General features: G+C 69.0%; 19 protein-coding genes. 12 read left to right on the top strand and 7 right to left on the bottom strand.

The window, feature by feature from the left end:
* Nucleotides 1-55: 55 nt before the first annotated feature.
* The gene (locus OHA11_RS01275) at nucleotides 56-634 is read right to left on the bottom strand and encodes a TetR/AcrR family transcriptional regulator (protein ID WP_266491106.1); all 579 of its coding nucleotides are present in this window, start codon (nucleotides 632-634) and stop codon (nucleotides 56-58) included.
* Between OHA11_RS01275 and OHA11_RS01270 the strand changes: the two genes are divergently transcribed.
* The gene (locus tag OHA11_RS01270; RefSeq protein ID WP_266491104.1) at nucleotides 528-908 is read left to right on the top strand and encodes a nuclear transport factor 2 family protein; all 381 of its coding nucleotides are present in this window, start codon (nucleotides 528-530) and stop codon (nucleotides 906-908) included. The genes OHA11_RS01275 and OHA11_RS01270 overlap by 107 nt on opposite strands.
* Nucleotides 905-1,786, top strand: a complete 882-nt coding sequence (locus OHA11_RS01265; RefSeq protein WP_266491103.1) for an NAD(P)H-binding protein — start codon at nucleotides 905-907, stop codon at nucleotides 1,784-1,786. Before OHA11_RS01270 ends, OHA11_RS01265 begins: the two co-directional genes overlap by 4 nt.
* A 5-nt stretch (nucleotides 1,787-1,791) precedes the next feature.
* Here the strand turns inward: OHA11_RS01265 and OHA11_RS01260 are convergent, their stop codons facing one another.
* On the bottom strand, nucleotides 1,792-2,403 hold the full coding sequence (locus tag OHA11_RS01260; protein ID WP_266491100.1) for a TetR/AcrR family transcriptional regulator: 612 nt from the start codon (nucleotides 2,401-2,403) through the stop codon (nucleotides 1,792-1,794).
* A gap of 65 nt (nucleotides 2,404-2,468) precedes the next feature.
* Complete coding sequence (locus OHA11_RS01255) at nucleotides 2,469-2,642, bottom strand: hypothetical protein (protein WP_266491099.1); 174 nt, start codon at nucleotides 2,640-2,642, stop codon at nucleotides 2,469-2,471.
* 3 nt (nucleotides 2,643-2,645) lie between these two features.
* On the opposite strand from OHA11_RS01255, the gene OHA11_RS01250 reads away from it, so the two are divergent.
* On the top strand, nucleotides 2,646-3,578 hold the full coding sequence (locus OHA11_RS01250; protein ID WP_266491097.1) for a zinc-binding dehydrogenase: 933 nt from the start codon (nucleotides 2,646-2,648) through the stop codon (nucleotides 3,576-3,578).
* A 364-nt stretch (nucleotides 3,579-3,942) separates the two neighbouring features.
* A complete protein-coding gene (locus OHA11_RS01245; protein ID WP_266491093.1) occupies nucleotides 3,943-4,746 on the top strand; it encodes an SDR family oxidoreductase in 804 nt (267 codons plus the stop codon).
* A 51-nt stretch (nucleotides 4,747-4,797) separates the two neighbouring features.
* Here OHA11_RS01245 and OHA11_RS01240 read toward each other — a convergent pair whose 3' ends face one another.
* On the bottom strand, nucleotides 4,798-5,292 hold the full coding sequence (locus OHA11_RS01240; RefSeq protein ID WP_266491092.1) for a lamin tail domain-containing protein: 495 nt from the start codon (nucleotides 5,290-5,292) through the stop codon (nucleotides 4,798-4,800).
* Between the two features lie 807 nt (nucleotides 5,293-6,099).
* Here OHA11_RS01240 and OHA11_RS01235 point away from each other — a divergent pair.
* Both OHA11_RS01235 and OHA11_RS01230 read left to right on the top strand, forming a co-directional pair.
* Nucleotides 6,100-6,501 (top strand): hypothetical protein, encoded by a 402-nt coding sequence (locus tag OHA11_RS01235; protein ID WP_266491091.1) that lies wholly within the window; start codon nucleotides 6,100-6,102, stop codon nucleotides 6,499-6,501.
* Nucleotides 6,498-7,697 (top strand): caspase family protein, encoded by a 1,200-nt coding sequence (locus tag OHA11_RS01230; protein ID WP_266491086.1) that lies wholly within the window; start codon nucleotides 6,498-6,500, stop codon nucleotides 7,695-7,697. The genes OHA11_RS01235 and OHA11_RS01230 overlap by 4 nt, the downstream gene beginning before the upstream one ends.
* A 625-nt stretch (nucleotides 7,698-8,322) precedes the next feature.
* On the opposite strand, the gene OHA11_RS01225 is transcribed toward OHA11_RS01230, so the two are convergent.
* Complete coding sequence (locus OHA11_RS01225; RefSeq protein ID WP_266491085.1) at nucleotides 8,323-9,777, bottom strand: glyceraldehyde-3-phosphate dehydrogenase; 1,455 nt, start codon at nucleotides 9,775-9,777, stop codon at nucleotides 8,323-8,325.
* 179 nt (nucleotides 9,778-9,956) lie between these two features.
* Nucleotides 9,957-10,547 (bottom strand): TetR/AcrR family transcriptional regulator, encoded by a 591-nt coding sequence (locus OHA11_RS01220; protein ID WP_266491083.1) that lies wholly within the window; start codon nucleotides 10,545-10,547, stop codon nucleotides 9,957-9,959.
* A gap of 228 nt (nucleotides 10,548-10,775) precedes the next feature.
* Between OHA11_RS01220 and OHA11_RS01215 the strand changes: the two genes are divergently transcribed.
* From OHA11_RS01215 to OHA11_RS01200, 4 genes are read left to right on the top strand one after another with little or no spacing between them, the layout of a single operon-like run.
* Nucleotides 10,776-11,381, top strand: coding sequence for a 2Fe-2S iron-sulfur cluster-binding protein (locus OHA11_RS01215; protein WP_266491081.1), 606 nt, complete (start codon nucleotides 10,776-10,778; stop codon nucleotides 11,379-11,381).
* A complete protein-coding gene (locus OHA11_RS01210; protein WP_266491079.1) occupies nucleotides 11,378-12,370 on the top strand; it encodes a xanthine dehydrogenase family protein subunit M in 993 nt (330 codons plus the stop codon). Before OHA11_RS01215 ends, OHA11_RS01210 begins: the two co-directional genes overlap by 4 nt.
* Nucleotides 12,367-14,493, top strand: coding sequence for a xanthine dehydrogenase family protein molybdopterin-binding subunit (locus tag OHA11_RS01205; protein ID WP_266491077.1), 2,127 nt, complete (start codon nucleotides 12,367-12,369; stop codon nucleotides 14,491-14,493). The genes OHA11_RS01210 and OHA11_RS01205 overlap by 4 nt, the downstream gene beginning before the upstream one ends.
* Nucleotides 14,486-15,628 (top strand): XdhC/CoxI family protein, encoded by a 1,143-nt coding sequence (locus OHA11_RS01200; RefSeq protein ID WP_266491076.1) that lies wholly within the window; start codon nucleotides 14,486-14,488, stop codon nucleotides 15,626-15,628. Before OHA11_RS01205 ends, OHA11_RS01200 begins: the two co-directional genes overlap by 8 nt.
* Before the next feature lie 7 nt (nucleotides 15,629-15,635).
* Here OHA11_RS01200 and OHA11_RS01195 read toward each other — a convergent pair whose 3' ends face one another.
* On the bottom strand, nucleotides 15,636-17,345 hold the full coding sequence (locus OHA11_RS01195) for a PucR family transcriptional regulator (RefSeq protein WP_266491074.1): 1,710 nt from the start codon (nucleotides 17,343-17,345) through the stop codon (nucleotides 15,636-15,638).
* A gap of 279 nt (nucleotides 17,346-17,624) precedes the next feature.
* Between OHA11_RS01195 and OHA11_RS01190 the strand changes: the two genes are divergently transcribed.
* Both OHA11_RS01190 and OHA11_RS01185 read left to right on the top strand, forming a co-directional pair.
* Nucleotides 17,625-18,884: an aspartate aminotransferase family protein gene (locus OHA11_RS01190; protein ID WP_266491072.1), complete on the top strand. Its 1,260-nt coding sequence runs from the start codon at nucleotides 17,625-17,627 to the stop codon at nucleotides 18,882-18,884.
* Nucleotides 18,881-19,045 carry a hypothetical protein gene (locus OHA11_RS01185; protein WP_266491069.1) on the top strand — a complete coding sequence of 55 codons (165 nt, stop codon included), beginning with the start codon at nucleotides 18,881-18,883 and terminating at the stop codon, nucleotides 19,043-19,045. Before OHA11_RS01190 ends, OHA11_RS01185 begins: the two co-directional genes overlap by 4 nt.
* Nucleotides 19,046-19,049: the final 4 nt, after the last annotated feature.

Raw genomic sequence — 19,049 nt, 5'->3', positions numbered from 1 at the left:
GTAGCTCAGCAACGGCATCGAGGAGCCGGCCGGGGAAACCTGGTCGGCTCCTCGCCTATTGACCGAGGATCTTGGCGGTGAAGGTCGCCAGTTGCCTCCGCATCTCCTCTCGGGGCACGCCCTCCCGGCCGGCGAGGTGTTCGACGAGGTCGGCTCGGGTGACGGCGAGCAGCGCGTGCGCGGTGAAGTCGCTGTCGGTCAGGCCGGGAATCCGCTCCAGGACGGTCTGGAGCATCGTGTGCCATCGCTCGTAGTGCTCCGCCTGATAGGGGCCGTCACTGCTCGTTCCCTCCAGGGCCAGGGCGAGATGGCGGTTGTCGAGCTTGAAGCACAGGACCGCGTCGAGCAGGGCGGGTACGCGCTGAAGTGGCGGAGCGTCGTGCCCCAGTGGCGGCGGGCCCTCCTCGATGTCGCTCGCGATCGGCGTGAGTCGCGCCGCGTACAGCGCGCGGATCAGTCCGGTGCGGTCGCCGAACGCGCGGAAGAGCGTTCCCTTGCCGACGCCGGCCGCCGCCGCGATGTCGGCCATGGTGACCTCCTCGGGGCTCTCGCACTCGCTGAAGAGCGTGTCGGCGGCCGCGAGTACGGCAGCCCGGTTACGGGCCGCGTCCTTGCGTGGTCGGCTGGACGGCAAGGAGGCCATCGCCGCCTATATGCGCCACTATCCCGACCACGTCGACGTGCACGACTTCCCCGACGTACGGATTCACCAGACCGTCGACCCCGAGGTCATCGTGGTCGAGATGCGAGGGGTGGGCCGCCTCGTGGAGACCGGCAGCCCCTTTGACGTGACCTACATCGCCGTCGTGACCGTCCAGGAGGGTCTCATCACCTCCTACCGCGACTACTGGAACCCCCTCGCAGTCCAGCAACCCGGCTTCGACGTCACCGCGAGCGGCACCCGATGACCGTTCCCAGCACCACCGTCCCCAGCGTCACCATCACCGGCACCACTCTCGTCATCGGCGCGAGCGGCACCACCGGCAGCCGTACCGCCGCGCAGCTGATCGCCGCCGGTCACCGGGTCAAGGCCGCCGGCCGTCGCGCCACCCCGGTACCGGGCGCGGAAGCGGTCCGATTCGACTGGGGCGACCCCGCCACCCATGCCGACGCCCTCGACGGAGTCGACCGCGTCTACCTCATCCCGCCCGTGGGCGACTCCGACCCCGCCGCGGTCATGCTGCCCTTTCTCCGGCGGGCTCGTGCCACCGACGTGCACCGCGCGGTGCTTCTCAGCTCCTCCGCCATCCCCGAGGGCGGCCCGGCGGTAGGGGCCGTGCACCAGGCCCTGCCCGGTCTGTTCGACGAGTGGGCGGTGCTGCGGCCCTCCTGGTTCATGCAGAACTTCACCGGCGCGCACGCCCACGCCGACAGCATCCGTACGGACGGCACCATCCTGACGGCGGCCGGGGCCGGCCGTGTCGGCTTCGTCGACGCCGATGACATCGCCGCCGTCGCCGTGCGCGCCCTCACCGACGACCGCGCGCCCAATGCCGAACTGATCCTGACGGGGCCGGAGGCACTCGCCTACGACGACATCGCGGCGATCGTCACGGAAGTCACCGGCCGGCCCGTGGTCCACCATTCCTTGGCGCACGAACAACTGCGTGACCGCCTCGCGGCGTTCATTCCGCTGGAGTTCGCCACGATGCTGGCCGACATGGACCGTTCCATCGCCGGGGGAGCCGAGGACCGCACCACCGGCACCGTCCAGCGCCTCACCGGCCGCCCGCCGCACAGCTTCCGGGCGGTGGCCGAACGGGAGTGGAAACTCAATGGACGGTAGACCGGTCAGGCGCCCGGCTTCGCGGTTTCACCGCCGTCGAGTGGCCGGAGCAGCCGGAGCACCATCTCGACGGTGCGCTCCACGGGGCGCTGTCGTGTCGTGACGGCGGACAGGAGGGTACGCGCTAGCACGGCACCCAGGAGCATGTCGAAGACGTCGTCCGGGTCCACGGCGGGGTCGACGCAGCCGGGCGGCGCGGCGCGCAGGATGTCCTGGAACTGCGGCCGTGCCGACACACGCAGATCCAACTCCGGTGGACGGGGACGCCGCGACGTGTGGTGGTGAGCCAGGAGGCCGACCGCGGCAGCCCGCGCCGCGGGCGCGTTGAAGGCCGCCAGATAGACGCGGATGAATCGGCGTACATCGCGACGGAGATCCCCCGTCGGCCGGACGCTCAGTGGGTTCAGTCCCGGGAACGTGGCTTCCTCGATCAGTTCGATCCGTGACGGCCAGCGACGGTAGATGGCGGACGCGTGCACGCCGGAGTGCTGCGCGACGGCCTGGATCGTCGTGGCCTCGAAGCCGCGCCGGACGAGCAGTTCACGCGTCGCCGCGAGGGCCCGCTCGTCGATGCTCGTGTCGCGAGGGCGCCCCGGACTGCGGCGGGTCTCGGTCATGTCGCCGATCGTAGCGAGCCTGGCCTATTTATAGGAGACGGTCTTCTATAACTCACCCGGCGTCGCTACAGTCCCCTCGCGGAGACGAGAACCGTCTTCTCGAAGGGGAGAACCTGATGCGGGCTGCGGTACTGCGAGGCGGGACGGTCGAGGCGCGGATCATCGCTGATCCGGTTCCTGGACCGGGTCAGCTTCTCGTCCGCTCGCTCGCGTGCGGGATCTGCGCGTCGGACCTCCATTTCATGGATCATCCGGAGGCGGGCGCCGACGATGACAGCGGGATGTCGACGTACGACCAGGATGTCGACATCGTCATGGGCCACGAGTACTGCGCCGAGGTCGTCGACCACGGCCCCGGCACCGAGCGCCGTATCCCCGTCGGTACGCGGGTGAGTTCGCTGCCGGTGCTGTCCACCGCCGCCGGCCGCAGGATCATCGGGCAGAATCCGGAGTCGCCCGGCGGGTTCGGCGAGTACCTGCTGCTGACCGAGGCCATTGCCCGGGTCGTGGTCTCCGACCTCCCCAGTGAGGTCGTCTGTGTCGCCGACGCGATCTCGGTGGGCTGGTCGACCGCGTCACGCGCCCAGGTCACGGCCAAGGAGGTGCCGTTGGTCATCGGCTGCGGCGCGGTCGCCCTGTCGGTGATCGCGCAGCTCAAGCGTCTTGGGGCGGGACCCGTCGTGGCGGCCGACTTCGTGGCCTCGCGACGCGGGACGGCACTGGCCATGGGGGCCGACGTGGTCATCGACCCGGCCGCGATCTCGCCGTACCGGGCATGGCGTGACGTGGCCCGCGCACCGGCCGAGCCGACGAAGGACATGATGGCGACGATGTCCGGCCTGCCGGGGTGCGTCGTGTTCGAGTGCGTCGGTGTCCCGGGCGTCCTCGACTCGATCATCAAGGGATGCGAGCGCGGTACTCGGATCTTCTCCGTGGGCGGTCCGCCGGAGGGGGACCACCTGCACACCCTGACCGCCAAGCGGAAGGGTCTCAACATCCAGTTCGGCGGCGGCCCGTCGATGGACCACTGGGACGAGGCGTTCCAGGCGGGCTGCTCCGGCAGCCTCGACGTCGGGCCGATGCTCGGCAGAACCGTCGGGCTCGACGAGGTGCCCGACGCGCTCGATGCCGCACGGGACGCGGACGGGCCGGCCCGCATCATCGTCGTGCCCTGAGTGGACCACGGAGCACGAACCGCGGACCCCTGAGTGGACACCCCGCAGCAGACCGCCCAGCCAACTCCCCGCGCGGACCGCGGACTTCAGAGAGGGCCCACATGAGTGAGATCGACGCCGGCCGCTTCTGGGTCTTCCAGGTCTCCGCGAACACCTGGCGTTGGGCGCGCACCGCGCAGGGCTGGCGCATCGCCGAGCGGATCAACGCCAACCTCGACGGCCCCCCGGACCCCGCGAGATGCTGGCGCCGCCCACGGCAGACCGTACGCCCGCGTAGATCGGTGACCAGGCATTCAGACGGCCGGCCAGTCAGAAGACCATGCAGCCAAGTGACCATCTGGTCAGTCGAAAGGTGAGGGCAACTGTGGACAGCGCATACGGCCCCTGGGGCATCGTCGCGGGCGGGTCCGACGGAGTCGGTGTCGCGTTCGCGCACGGGATGGCCGCCCGGGGCATCAACGTCGTACTGGTCGCGCGACGGGTCCCCGTACTGGAGGCGGCCGCGGACGAGATCCGGGCCCGGCACGGTGTCGAGGTCCGTACGGTCGGGCTCGACCTCAGTGCCGCGGGCGCCCTGGCGGAACTCGAACAACTCACCTCGGACCTGGAGGTCGGACTCCTCGTCTACAACGCCGGTGCCGACACCCGCAGTGCCGCGTTCCTCGACAAGGACCTCGATACCCACCTGGAGTTGGTCCACCGGAACTGCACCGCCGTCCTGGAAGCGGCCTACCGGTTCGGCCCCCCGATGGTGGCGCGGGGGCGAGGGGCCGTGGTGCTGGTGACCTCGGGCGCGGCCTGGGCCGGTGGGGCCACGCTCGCGACCTACGGCGCCAGCAAGGCGTTCGATCTCATCCTCGCCGAAAGCCTGTGGGCGGAGTGGCGGAGCAGTGGCGTGGACGTCCTGGGGCTCGTGCTCGGCAGGACCGACACCCCTTCCCACCGCCGGATGCGCGAGGCCGACGGCGAGTCGTACGGCGGTGAGCTCGCCGACCCCGGCGAGGTCGCGGAGGAGGCGCTCGCCCACCTCGCAGACGGCCCCACCTGGATCCACGGCAGTGAGAACCCGACCGGTGGTTCGCCGTTCGGCGCGCTGAGCCGCCGCGACGCCGTACTCGCCATGAGCCGGGGCGCGTCGGCGAACAAGGAGGCGAGCGCCAAGCGCTGACGGATCCCGTCGGACGCCGGGTCGGCCAGGCGTCCGACGAACCGCGTGCTGTCAGCCGTGGTAGCCGATGTAGCCGTTGCCGTCGCGGTCGTTGGTCCGCTTCGTGTAGCTGTGCACGTCCGCGCGACTGCCCGAGGGCTTGTATACGTAGATGGTGTCGGCGTCGTTGTTCCACATGAAGTTGCAGTTGTCGCGGTAGACGACGTTGCCGCTGTCGGAGTCGTTGCCGTTTCCGCCGCGCAACTTCACGGAGTCACCGGGCTGGAGGTAGTGGTTCGCGGTGAACGCGAAGCGGTTGCCGGTCTTGTCCTTGACGACGTAGCCCTTGAGGTTCACGGTCGCCGAGGACGAGTAGTTCTTGATGGTCAGGTATTCCTTGTGGGTGTTGCCGGTGGCGCATCTGTTGGAATCGCTGCCGGGCGCGTCGTACTGGACGCCCGCGACCTTCAAGGCCGACGTGTACTCGGCCGCCTGGGCCGGGGCGGCGACGAGAACAGCCAGCGCACCGGCTGTGACGGACACGGCTATGACAGGGTGCTTGCGCAAGAGAGTCCCCCTCCAGATCACTGTGAGGCCCTGGAGCCTAGCCACACTGTGAACGACTTGTGTCGTGTTGGTATTTATCGCGCATTCCTTCATGGAAACGTGATAAGTGCGCGCAAGTGGCCGGGAGGGGGTCCGTTGGGTGTAGGTTCCTCATGATCCTTGACACTGGTTCCTGCGGGAACGCTGAAATCCGGACCAGATGAGCAACGCTGTGTCGGTCGAGACTGCTCAATCCGAGCGCGGAGCATCATTGCGGTAGTCACCGTGAGTAGCTAGCGCCCTTGCTCGCAGTGTCCCCCTCCTGAAGAGTCTTCTGTAGCTCCTCGTTGATGCCGTCCGGATGGTGTGGACGGCGCGGCTGGTGGGTGAATCGCTGGGCCGGAGCTGCGTGGAGGTGCTGCGTTGGGGGCGCGGGCGCTCATCGCCCGGGGCCTGGGGCCGGATGGCCTCGCGAGCCAGGTCGGCCTGGACTCCAATGGTCTTGCGCCGGAGTTGTGAGGGAGAAAGAGCCGTCCGCTCGCCCACCGCGAAGGAGTCGAACCGCTCCGGCCGGAGTCACCATACGGACCTGCGGTTACAGCGCTGCCCGCGAGCCGTTGGAGGATCGGGTGTAGGCGACGGCACCCTTCTCCCGCCCAAGATCAGCCAACGGAAGCAACCTTGCACTGCATCCTGGGGGCGTCAGCATGTCTCCAGGCGAAGCTTCGCCGCGCAGGTCGCAGGAATCACCCATCTGCCCTCCCCCCGCAGCAGATAGAGTGCTGAGCGCCGGGAACGATTGGTGTGACTTCATGGCAAGGGGATCCTGTGACTCGGGAACACATCAAAGTGCGGGCAGCCAGCGGCGATCGCGAAGCGGACCACGAAGTCTTGGAGACCCTCGCTGATTGGCTCCTGAAGGATCGAGATGTGGGAGGCCACGTCGAGATCGTCAAGGCCAGACGCTCGGCCGCTGGAAATATGGATGCCGGCTTGCTGGACTACATCCAATTGTTGTCTGGTGCTGGATTTTCAATTGCCAGTCTGGCGTACGCGCATAGGGCATGGCGATCCACCCTCCCCTCGCAACAGCGAAGTACGCCAATTGTCATCGAGCGGGGGCGGGCCAGGATTACGATTGATGATGACTCCGCGGAGACCGCGGCGCGTCTCATCCAAGCCCTTGAGTCACAGGAGGAAGAGCCGAGCACTCCACCGGAGGACGCGTGAGCTTTCCCAGTCGTGAGGGAAGTCATGCGGTCCTGATAGGTATCGACTCTTATCAAAACCTCACGCCACTGGGGCCTGTGAAGTCAGGGGTACTACGCCTAGCTGAAGTATTGCAGTCGCCACTAAGCTGGCAACTTGCATCGAGTAACATCACGATGCTGGATTCCGAGGCAGGTGGGAGAGACGTGCTCACCGCTATCAAAAATGCCTCTTTGGCAGCGACTGACACCCTGCTCGTATATTTCGCCGGACACGGCCAACGCGATACAGGAGGCCAGCATCTCTATCTGGCCTTGAAGGAGGCGGACCGCGACCATCCCTACATTGGAGGAATAAAATATGACGACGTAAAACGGGCGCTTTATGCAGGGAATCGCATAAAGCGCCGAGTGGTGATACTCGACTGCTGCTTCAGCGGCCTTGCTGGCGCGATGAGCGGGGGCCGCTCAGATACCGTCTCATTTTCCGACCTCGCCGATGTGGAGATTGAGGGCAGCTATGTATTGACTTCAGCGGCTGCAAATAAGGTGTCCCTGGCCCTTGAGGGGGAGTCGTATCCCAAGTTTACGGGCGAGTTGATATCGCTCTTGGAGGAAGGGATAGCGGGAGCAGGTCCGACTGTCACTTTGGATGAACTGTGGCTGACTGCTCGCAGGAGGATGGAGCTGCGTGGACTACCGAGACCAGAGCGATTTGCCCAGAACACCTCTGGCCTACTATCGATTGCTAAGAATATCGCGCACTCGGGAAGTGAAAAAGGGGCTGCTCACTCGATCGCCATAGAAGAGTCGACCCAGGGGGAACTGTCGCCCTTTGATGCTCTCCGTCTTCGGCGTGGAATTCCCCTGTCTCGCAGTAGCGGCTCTCGCGTAAATCAAGCCCCCACCTATGATGAGCGGAATCCGAGCTGGCTGGTGCACAAGGTACCCAAGCTGAAAGATCCATTGGATCCGAGTTTGGCGAGAGCTGTGGCCGTAGATACTTTGGAAAGGGGAACAGGGCCCGTCCTTCATTCCGAGGTGGTGGTCCGCTACCTCCATCTGAATGCATCCGACCCTGACGGTTTTCTGGACGAGCTGATACGGGCGCTAGATCGACTTGCCGAGGCACTCGTCGACGCTAATAGAGTCATGGAAGCGGTTGCGGCGAAGAGGGAAGCTAATAAGTTCCGGACACGCGCCCGTAGGGAGACTTAGCATGAACGACCGTGACGTGGCGGCACTTGACATGGCCGGGCGGCTGTTGTGGCGATTAGAGGCCCGGTCGAAGGGAGCTGAGCCGTACACAATCGAGGCGGGAAGCGAATTTCTCCAAGTGCGCAAAGACCCGTGCCAGACGTTATCGTATGCCGCGTGGCCGCGGGGCCCAGTGCCAGAACCGAGCTCTCGTCATGAGGAGTTCCCATGGCTACGTGGTGTCTGGCCAGAAGCCTGGTATGTAAGGCTGGTTGAGACCGGGCTTTTTGGCACGAAACGCATCTGGCGACTCGTTGGCTATATGACAGACGGCCCTCGCGATATTCCACCACACGTGAGGGAGCAGGTGCTGATTACCCCTTGTTCTGTCAACATGGACCGTTCCGTTTGGGATCAGTTGTACGTTGACTTGAGGTCGGAGCAAACTCTTGGCCGTGGTGAATACATCGATAGTCGCGCTTGGCCCATTTTATACCCGCACTAGCTGGTCGGTTCGATTCGTCAGCCAGGGGGGCAGCTGCGCTTGATGCTGAACGTAGTCAGTGTCAACTGGATCGCGGATTTGCTAATCCACTGCTAACGAACCGCCTTCATTGCTAACGAAGTCGCGGATCCTAGATCGGGATCAGACCGCCGGGGCCGGGTAGGTCGGGTACTCCACTCCGGAGACGTGCTGGACGACGCGGATGACCTGGCAGGAGTAGCCGAACTCGTTGTCGTACCAGAGGTAGAGGATCGCGTTGTCGCCGTCGACCTTGGTGGCTCCGGCGTCGATGATCGAGGCGTGGCGCGAGCCGATGAAGTCGTTGGAGACCGCGTCGGGAGCGCTGGTGAAGTCGATCTGGCGCTTGAGTGGCGAGGTCAGCGACACGTTGCGGAGGTGGTCGAGGACCTCCTCGCGGGTGGTCTCGCGCCCGAGCCGCAGACTGAGGATCGCGATCGAGACATCTGGCACGGGGACGCGGATCGAGCTGCCGGTGATCGGTGCCTTGAGGTCGGGCAGCGCCTTGGCGACGGCGGAGGCGGCGCCCGTCTCGGTGATCACCATGTTGAGCGGCGCCGAACGGCCGCGGCGGTCCGCCTTGTGGTAATTGTCCAGCAGGTTCTGGTCGTTGGTGAACGAGTGGACGGTCTCCACGTGGCCGCGCAGCACGCCGTACTCGTCCGCCATCGCCTTCAGCGGCGGCACGATCGCGTTGGTGGTGCAGGACGCGCAGGACAGGATCTGCTCGTCGGGCTTGATCGTGTCGTGGTTGACGCCGTGCACGATGTTGGGGACATCGCCCTTGCCGGGTGCGGTCAGGACGACCTTGTCGATGCCGGGACGCAGGTGCCCCGACAGGCCCTCGCGGTCGCGCCACTTACCGGTGTTGTCGATGAGGATGGCGTCTTTGATGCCGTACGCCGTGTAGTCGACCTCCGACGGGTCGCCCGCGTAGATCACCTTGATCTCGTTGCCGTTGGCGATGATCGTGCTGTTCGCCTCGTCGACGGTGATCGTGCCCTGGAACTGACCGTGGATGGAGTCGCGGCGCAGCAGCGAGGCCCGCTTCACGAGATCCTCGGCGGCCCGCTCGCCGCCCCGGCGGACGACGACGGCGCGCAGCCGCAGGCCGTTCCCGGAGCCGGTCTTCTCGATGAGCAGGCGGGCGACGAGGCGGCCGATGCGGCCGAATCCGTAGAGCACGACGTCGCGCGCCTCACGGGCCTCGATCTTGTTGGCGCCCGTCGCGCCGGCCACGGCCTCGGCGGTGAACTCCCGCACGGACAGACCGCGGTCGTCGGCCTTGTAGTTCGCGGCGAGCATGCCGAGGTCGATCTGCGAAGGACCGAGATCAAGAGCGGTGAGGGCCTGCAGGAACGGCAGGGTCTCGGTGACCGAGAGCTCCTCGCCGGCTATCTGCCGGGCGAATCGGTGGGTCTTGAGGATGCTGACCACCGACTTGTTCACCAAGGAGCGGCTGTGCAGCAGGACGGTGACGTCGCGCTCCCGGTGCAGCTTCCCGATGAGGGGGATCATCGACTCCGCGATCTCCTCGCGGGTCTTCCAGTTGGTGAACGAGTCGTCATTGACAGTCACAGGTTTATCTTTCGAGCTAGGCGGCGCTCATATGCTAAACCGCTGCCTTTTTGATCACGTCGGCGGTACCGGCTGAGCGGAGGGCGTGATCGCTCGTGGTGGTTGGGTGATCGCTCGTGGTGGTCGGGCGGGGGCGGCGCTCGGTGTCGGCGCTCGGGGATGGGGCTCGGGGATGGGGCTCAGCGCCCGCGTGCTCCCGCGCGCAGTCCGTCCATGACGAGGTCCAGGAGGCGGGCGACCCGCGGTTGCCACTCCCCGCGGGGATCGACCTGCCAGAGGCCGCCGATGGCGAGGATGAAGTCGTCCGCGGTGACTCCCGGGCGAATGGTGCCGGCCGCCTCGTTCGCGCGGAGCAGGAGTTCGGCCGCTTCGGTGACCGGGGCGTATCCCGGTTTCGCCTGAGCCCCCGGCGCGCTGGTGACCTGCTGGATCGCGTCCGCCAGGCCGACCTTGGCCATGGCGAACCGGGCGAGGTGGTCCATCCACTCGCGCAGGGCCCGGTCGGGTTCCAGGGTCTGAAGCAACTGGGCCGCGCTGTCGGCGACCTGCTGAATCTCGTGGCGGTAGATCTCCAGGACGAGTGCCTCGCGATTGGGGAAGTTGCGGTAGAACGTGCCCTGCCCGACGCCCGCCTTCTTGGCGATCACGCTGAGCGGAGCGTCCGCGCAGCGCGTCAGCTCGGCCAGTGCCACCTCCAGGATGCGCTCGCGATTTCGCTGCGCGTCCGAGCGCAGCGGCGCGTCCTTCTTCTCCTGCGCCTTCTCCTGCACTCGTCCTCCTCGCGGATTCGTGTCCGAATCTCGGCCCTTGCTTAACCGGACAACTGTCCGTTACGTTTCCCGGCGAACGGACAACTGTCCGGTTGTGTCCATCGTAGCGGTGGACATGGCCGGCTTGGGCCGCCGGTGACCTGTCGTCCCGAGCGTTCCCTTTCCGACTCTTCTGCCCGCCGGACCGCCCCCCGCGACGTGTTCCGGATCTGTGAAAGAAGGCTGACCATGGCCCCATCGACGACCAGCGCCGTCACCCTGAACATCAACGGCGAGAAGTACACGCTGTCCGTCGACCACCGCACGACCCTGCTCGACGCGCTGCGCGAGCGCCTCGATCTGACCGGCACCAAGAAGGGCTGCGACCAGGGCCAGTGTGGCGCCTGCACCGTCCTGCTCGACGGCCGCCGGACGGTCTCCTGTCTGCAACTCGCGGTGGCGGCCGAGGGGCGCGAGATCACCACCGTCGAGGGCCTGGCCACGGGCGACCAACTGCACCCGGTGCAGCAGGCGTTCCTCGACCTGGACGGCTTCCAGTGCGGCTACTGCACGCCGGGCCAGATCTGTTCCGCCGTCGCGGTGATCGAGGAGCACGCCGCGGGCTGGCCGAGCGCCGTCACCGACGACGTCCGGCCCGAAGCCGGACCACCACCGCTGAGCGCCGACGAGATCCGGGAGCGGATGAGCGGCAACCTGTGCCGCTGCGGCGCGTACGTGTCGATCGTCGAGGCCGTCGCCCGGGCGGCCGCCGCCGAGGCGGACACCCCGCGGACCGAGGACGTCACGGAGACCAAAGACATCAAAGGCATCACGAGGACCGGGGTGGCGGCATGAGGGAGTTCGGATATCAGCGGGTGTACGACGTCTCCGGCGCGGTCGCCCTGCTCGACGCAGATCCCGAGGCGCGCTTCCTGGGCGGCGGCACGAACCTCGTCGACCTGATGAAGACCGGCGTCGAACGGCCCGCCCGGCTGGTCGACGTACGCCAACTCCCGCTGGACACCGTCGAGTCGACGAACGACGGCGGCCTGCGCATCGGCGCGACCGTCACCAACAGCGACCTCGCAGCGCACCCCGAAGTCCGCCGCCGCTACCCGGCGTTGACCCAGGCCGTGCTGGCCGGCGCGTCCGGGCAGCTGCGCAACATGGCCACCGTCGGCGGGAACCTGCTCCAGCGCACCCGCTGCGGCTACTTCGCGGACGTGAGCAAGCCCTGCAACAAGCGTGTGCCCGGCAGCGGTTGCCCCGCCGTCGAGGGCGAGCACCACAACCACGCGATCCTGGGCACCTCCGAGCACTGCGTGGCCACCCACCCCTCCGACATGGGCGTGGCACTGACGGCCTTCGACGCCGTCGTCACGTACGAAACGGCCGACGGGCCGGGCGAGTTGCCGCTCACCGAGTTCTACCTGCCCGTGGACGACACCCCGCACCTGGAGACCGCGCTGCCGCCGGGGGCGCTGATCACCGGCGTCACCCTGCCGCCCGCCCCGGTCGCCGCCCACTCGCGCTACCGGAAGGTGCGCGAGCGCGCCTCGTACGCCTTCGCGATCGGCTCGATCGCCGCCGCACTCGACGTCCGGGACGGCGTCGTACGCGAGGTGCGCCTGGCCTTCGGGGCGGTGGCCTCCAGGCCGTGGCGGGCCCGGGCGGCCGAACGCGTACTGACCGGGGCGGTGGCCGACACCGAGACGTTCGCCGCCGCCGCGGACGCCGAACTCGCGGCCGCCCGGCCGCTGCCGCACAACGGATACAAGGTGACACTCATGCGCAACCTCGTGGTGGCAGAGCTGACCGCACTCGCCGAGGAGGCCGCCCGATGACCACGGCCACGACCGGAACCAGGGTGGTGCAGGGCGCCGTCGGCACCGCGCACACCCGCGTGGACGGCCGCGACAAGGTCACCGGAGCGGCCCGCTACGCCGGAGAGATCCCCTTCGCCGAACTCGCCCACGGCTGGCTGGTGTTGTCGACCGTCGCCCGGGGGCGCGTCCGCTCGGTGGACGCCGATGCCGTGCTCGCCCTGCCGGGTGTGCTCGCCGTCCTGCACCACCAGAACGCCCCGCGGCTCGACACGGAGTACGTGGGCCTGCTCGGGACGCCGGACCCGACCGCGGCCGTGTTCCAGCGGGACCGGGTGCCGCACATGGGCTGGCCGGTCGCCCTGGTCGTCGCCGACACCTCCGAACAGGCCAGGGAGGCAGCCGAAGCGCTGGTCGTGCACTACGAACAGGAGCCGCACGACGTCGACTTCGCCGCCGAACACCCGGACGCGTACGCGCTCGACAGCCACGGACCGGCCGTGATCGAGCAGGGGGATCTGGACGCGGAACTCGCGGCGTCCGCCGTCGTGCTGGACGCCGAGTACACCACCCCGGAGGAACACCACAACCCGATGGAGCCGCACGCGGCGACGGCCCTGTGGGACGGCGGGCGCCTGGAGGTCGTCGACTCCAACCAGGGCACCTTCTGGGTCGCCAGTGAACTCGCCAACCTGTTCTCGCTCGACCCCGCCTCGGTACGGGTACGGTCCGAGCACGTCGGCGGTGGCTTCGGCAGCAAGGGCGTCCGAGCCCACCAGGTGGCGGCCGTGATGGCCGCGACCGTTCTGCAGCGCCCGGTTCGCGTGGTCATGACGCGCCGTCAGATGTTCTCGCTCGCCGGCTACCGCAGCCCCACACGGCAGCGCCTCAGGCTCGGCGCCGACACCGACGGCCGACTGCGCGCACTGGAACACAGCTCGCTGAGCCTCACCTCGACCGTGCACGAGTTCGTCGAGACGGCCGCCCTGCCGGCCCGCACGATGTACGGCGCCGACGCGCACCACACCGCCAACCGGGTCGTCCGACTCGACGTGCCGACGCCGACATGGATGCGCGCGCCGGGCGAGGCACCGGGTTCGTTCGCGCTGGAGTCGGCGTTCGACGAACTCGCCGAGAAGTGCGGCCTCGACCCCATCGAACTGCGCGCCCGCAACGAGCCCGAGCGGGGGCCGGTCTCCGGGCTCCCGTTCAGCGGCCGCAAGCTGATCGCCTGCTTCCAGGTAGGTGCCCGCAGGTTCGGCTGGGAGGCGCGTGACCCGCGCCCCGGACTGCGCCGCGACGGGCGCTGGCTGCTCGGCTCCGGCACGGCGGGCGCGTCCTTCCCCGCCGGTGCCGCACCGTCCACGGCGGCGATCACCGCGGAGGCGGACGGCACCTTCACCGTGCGGATCAACGCGACGGACATCGGCACCGGAGCCCGGACCGCGCTCACCCTGGTCGCCGCCGACGGGCTGGAGACGGCGCCGGACCGCGTGCGCGTACACATCGGGGACAGCGACCTGGGGTTCGCGTTCATCGCCGGCGGTTCGATGGGCACTCGCTCCTGGGCCTGGGCGGTCATGGCCGCCGCCGCGGAACTGCGGGAGCGGCTCGCCCTCGGCACCACCGTCCCGCCCGAGGGAATCACCGTGCGGTCCGACACCACCGAGGCCGTCGGCGCCCTCGCGCAGGCCGAACGGCACTCCTTCGGCGCGCAGTTCGCCGAAGTCGCCGTGGACCCGGCCACCGGCGAGATACGGGTGCGTCGCATGCTCGGCATCTTCGCGGCAGGCCGGATCGTCAACCCCCTCACCGCCCGCAACCAGTTCGTCGGCGGAATGACCTGGGGCATCTCGATGGCCCTGCACGAGGAGGCCGTACGGGACCGCAACAGCGGCGGCCACTACGGCGCCGACCTCGCCGGCTACCACGTGGCCGCACACGCCGACATCCCGGCAATCGAGGCGGACTGGATCGACGACCAGGATCCGGACGACCCGGTCGGCATCAAGGGCATCGGCGAGGTCGGCATCGTGGGCGCGGCGGCGGCGATCGCCAACGCGGTCTGGCACGCGACAGGTGTACGCCACCGGCATCTGCCCATCCGGCCCGACCGTGTCCTCATGGCAGGCGCGGATGCTTGACATCACCGAGGAGCTGCGGGCCTGGGCGGAGGAGGGCCGGGACTTCGCCGTCGCCACCGTCGTGGCCGTGGGCGGCAGCGCCCCGCGCGGCCCCGGCGCCGCACTCGCCGTCGACAGCGCGGGCACGGTCATCGGCTCGGTCTCCGGCGGCTGTGTGGAAGGAGCGGTGTACGAGCTGTGCCAACAGGCGTTGGCAGACCGTGAGACCGTCCTGGAACGGTTCGGCTACAGCGACGAGGACGCCTTCGCCGTCGGACTGACCTGTGGCGGGGTGATCGACATCCTGGTCACTCCGGTCGCCGCGACAGCACCCGCCCGGACGGTGTTCCGGTCGGCCCTGTCGGCTGCCGCCCGGGGAGAGCCGACGGCCCTCGCACGGATCGCCCGGGGGCCCGCCGAACTCCTGGGCCAGGCGCTGCTCGTGCGGCCCGACGGCTCGTACGAAGGCGGATTCGGCGGTCACCCCGAGCTGGACCGGACGGCGGCGGCCCAGGCGCGGGCCATGCTGGACGCCGGTCGCACCGGCACGGTCGACCTGTCGGAGGACGGCTCCCACTGCCCCGGCGGCCTCACGCTGCTGGTCGAGTCGAACGTGCCACCGCCCCGCATGATCGTCTTCGGCGCGATCGACTTCGCCGCGGCGCTCGTTCGCGCGGGCAAGTTCCTCGGCTACGAGGTGAGCGTGTGCGACGCCCGACCCGTCTTCGCCACCCGGGCCCGCTTCCCCGACGCCGACGACATCGTCGTCGACTGGCCGCACCGCTACCTCCGGCGCACCACGACCGACGCCCGCACGGTCCTGTGCGTACTCACCCACGACGCCAAGTTCGACATCCCCCTGCTGACGGCGGCTCTGCGGCTGCCGGTCGCGTTCGTCGGCGCGATGGGCTCGCGCCGCACCCACGCGGACCGCGAGCGGCGGTTGCGTGAAGTAGGGCTGACCGAAGGGGAGTTGGCCCGCCTCAGGTCACCGATCGGGCTCGACCTCGGCGCCCGTACGCCCGAGGAGACCGCCCTGTCCATCGCGGCGGAGATCGTCGCGGCCCGGCGGGGCGGCACGGGCGTACCGCTGACCGGCTCGGACACGCCGATCCACCGAGAGGGGGCGGAACGGGGCGCCGCGGTGGCTGCCTGACGGGACGTCAGCCGAGGCGTGACACGTCGAGCGCGATGAGCGCCACGTGCAACTCGGTGCGGTGCTCGCCGGATTCGAGGTCGCGGCCGAGAAGGCGCTCGATCGCGCGCAGACGCTGGTAGAGAGTCTGCCGCGACAGCTCGCCGCGGCGGGCGGCGGTGGTCTTGTTCCCGGCGGCGTCCAGGTAGTGGCGCAGCGTCGTCAGCAGGCTGGTGCCGTGCCGGCTGTCGTGGTCGATGAGCTGGGCGAGTTGCCGCTCGGCATAGCTCTGGACACGCGGGTCCTGACGCAGGGCGTACACCAGGTGCCGCAGGCCGATGTCGGACAGCTCGTAGAAGCACTTGTCGGAGAAGCGTGTGTCGGAGAAGCATGTCTCGGAGGAGCGCGGCAGTGCCGCTTCCGCGACACGGGCCGCCTCGCGGAAGGAACGGGACGCGCGGGAGAGATCGGTGACCTCGGAGCCGACGCTCACGACGGCCCGCGGGTCCAGGTTCAGCGCGGTGCGGCCGAGCTCCTCGATCATGGGCCGCCAGGCCTGCGCGGGACGCAGGGACAGCAGTACGCCGACGCGTCCCGGGGCCAGTTCGCCCACGAGCGCGGGCACGGTCGCCGTCCGCAGTTCCCCGGCCAGCAGGGCTTCCAGCTGCCCGTCGTCCTCATGGGCGCGGGTTTCGACCAGGACGGCCAGGAAGCGGCAGTCCTCGGTGGGCAGACCCAGCGCGGCGGCGCGGGTCCGGGCCTCGTCGGGGGAGCGGTGGCGCTGCTCGGCTATGTCCCGCAGGGCGTTGCGGTGCGCGCTTCGTTCCCAGGTCGTGGGGTGGATGAGCCGGGCGATGGTCAGCGTCATCGCCGTCCGTTCCAGTACGGCGACATCCTCGGGGCCGAACGACGGGGTACGGGCTGGGGACGGCGTACGGGATTGGGGTGACTGGGGGGACTGGGCAGGCAGCATGATGACGCGCCCCCAGGGTTCACCGCGGTACTCCACCGGTGCCACGAGCCAGTGTTCGGGGCCGAGTACATCCGTGTGGTCGCAGGGAGGGGTTGCCCGGGAGCGCTGCTCCCACTCGCTGAGCGCCTCTTCCACGGTACGGCCCGAGGGTTCGCAGATCACCGCCTGATGAACCAGGTTCTCCAGCACGACGGTGTGGCCGCTCGTCTCCGAGGCCGCCCGCACCACCTCCTCCGGAGCGGCGCCGCGCAGCGTCAGCGCGGTGAACGCCTCGTGGATCTGCTGGGTCCTGCGCATCGCGTCCATCTGCCTGCCGACGATTAGCGCGTGGACGACCTGGGTGACGTCAAGGAAGTTGACGTCCTTGGACAGGGTGACGAGCGGCAGACCACGGGTCCGGCAGGCGTGCACCAGCGCCTCGGGCGGGCGGTGGTACCGGCGGACCAGTTCGATGACGAGGGCCGCCGCGCCGACGTCGGCGAGCTCGTCCACGTACCGCCGTACCTCGGTGGGCTGCTCCGGCAGCGGCATACCGGTGGTGAGCACGAGCTCCCCGCCCTTCAGGAACGAGGCGGGGTCCGTGAGCTCGGTGATGTGCACCCACTGGACCCGGCGGTCGAGACCGGACTCGCCGGTGACGACTCGGGGCTGTCCCGCGGCCAGCACCGGAAGCCCCAACACGTCGCCCACGGTGAGGGGATGGCCGGTCGCCGCCTCCGGCTCGTTCCCGTGCGGCGGTCCGGCTGTCCGGTGTTCCTCACTCACGGTGCCCCTCCATACGTGCCCGGCCACTCTGACAAGCACCCGCCACCTGCGCAAGATCGGCCCGACGGCCGTTGACCGGGTCGTTGACGACGTGCCCCGCCCCGGGCGGTTGACACAACGTCCAAATGCCATGCCCGCGGCGGACAGATCAGACGTTGTCGCCGTCCGGCTCCCTGGAAAGGCTCAGGACGCCGAACTCAAGAAGCCGAGCTCGAAACGACCCAGCGAGAAGCGATCGCGCGAGCAGCGCGACATCCGACACAGCGCCGGGAGACGAACATGACCACACTGTCGCCGCACCTTCGCCAGGCCACGCCCGTGGTGGCGGTCCGGGGCGAGGGCGTCCACCTGTACGGGGAGGACGGCCGCCGCTATCTCGACTTCACCGCCGGCATCGGCGTCACCAGCACCGGCCACTGCCACCCCAGGGTCGTCGCCGCCGCTCAGGAACAGGTCGGCACGCTCATCCACGGCCAGTACACGACGGTCATGCACCAGCCGCTGCGGCAGCTGGTCGACAAGCTCGGCGAGGTGCTTCCGGCAGGCCTGGACAGCCTGTTCTTCACCAACTCCGGCAGCGAGGCGGTGGAGGCGGCGCTGCGCCTGGCCCGGCAGGCCACCGGCCGGCCGAACGTCCTGGTCTGCCACGGCGGTTTCCACGGCCGGACCGTGGCCGCCGCCGCCATGACCACCTCCGGCACCCGCTTCCGTTCAGGTTTCTCGCCGCTGATGAGCGGGGTGGTCGTCACTCCCTTCCCGACGGCATACCGGTACGGCTGGGACGAGGAGACCGCGACCCGCTTCGCACTCCAGGAACTCGACTACACGCTCCAGACGATCTCCTCGCCCGACGACACGGCCGCCGTCATCGTCGAGCCGGTGCTCGGCGAGGGCGGATACGTGCCCGCGAACCGGGCCTTCCTCGAAGGGCTGCGCGAGCGGGCGGACCGCCACGGTTTCCTGCTGATCCTGGACGAGGTGCAGACGGGAGTGGGCCGCACCGGCCGGTTCTGGGGCCACGACCACTTCGGCGTCGCCCCGGACATCCTGGTCACGGCCAAGGGGCTGGCCAGCGGCTTCCCGCTGTCGGGCATCGCCGCCCCCGAGGAACTGATGCGCAAGGCGTGGCCGGGCTCGCAGGGCGGCACGTACGGCGCCAACGCCGTCGCGTGCGCCGCGGCCTGCGCCACGCTCGACGTCGTACGCGACGAGAAACTCGTCGAGAACGCCGACGCGATGGGAGCACGGCTGCGGGCCGGCCTTGAGGCGGTCGCCGCGAACACCCCCGGCATCGGGGACGTACGAGGACTCGGCCTGATGCTCGGGACCGAGTTCGTGACCGAGGACGGACAGCCGGACCCCGGGACCGCCGCACGGGTGCAACGGGCGGCGGTGGACGAGGGGTTGCTCCTGCTGCTGTGCGGGGCCTGGAACCAGGTCGTGCGGATGATCCCGGCGCTCGTCGTCGACGAGACGGCGATCGACGAGGGGCTACGGGCCTGGTCCGCAGCCGTGGAAACCGGGATCCCGGCGCCATGAGCGGTGGTCCGGAGCCCATCGCGGGCGGCGAGGCGGCGCCGCTGCCGCCTCGCGGGACCGGAGCGTCGGCGCACGACGACACCGTGCCCCTGTCCCCGCTCGACCCCGCCGCCCCAGCCCGTCCCTCTTCCCACGCCGACCGGCCCGGAGACACACCGTGAGCAT

The organism is Streptomyces sp. NBC_00878, from assembly GCF_026341515.1.
In the GTDB taxonomy this organism is placed as follows: domain Bacteria; phylum Actinomycetota; class Actinomycetes; order Streptomycetales; family Streptomycetaceae; genus Streptomyces.
Note: the sequence above shows the minus strand (reverse complement) of the source record. Positions and strands in the feature narration are given on the sequence as shown.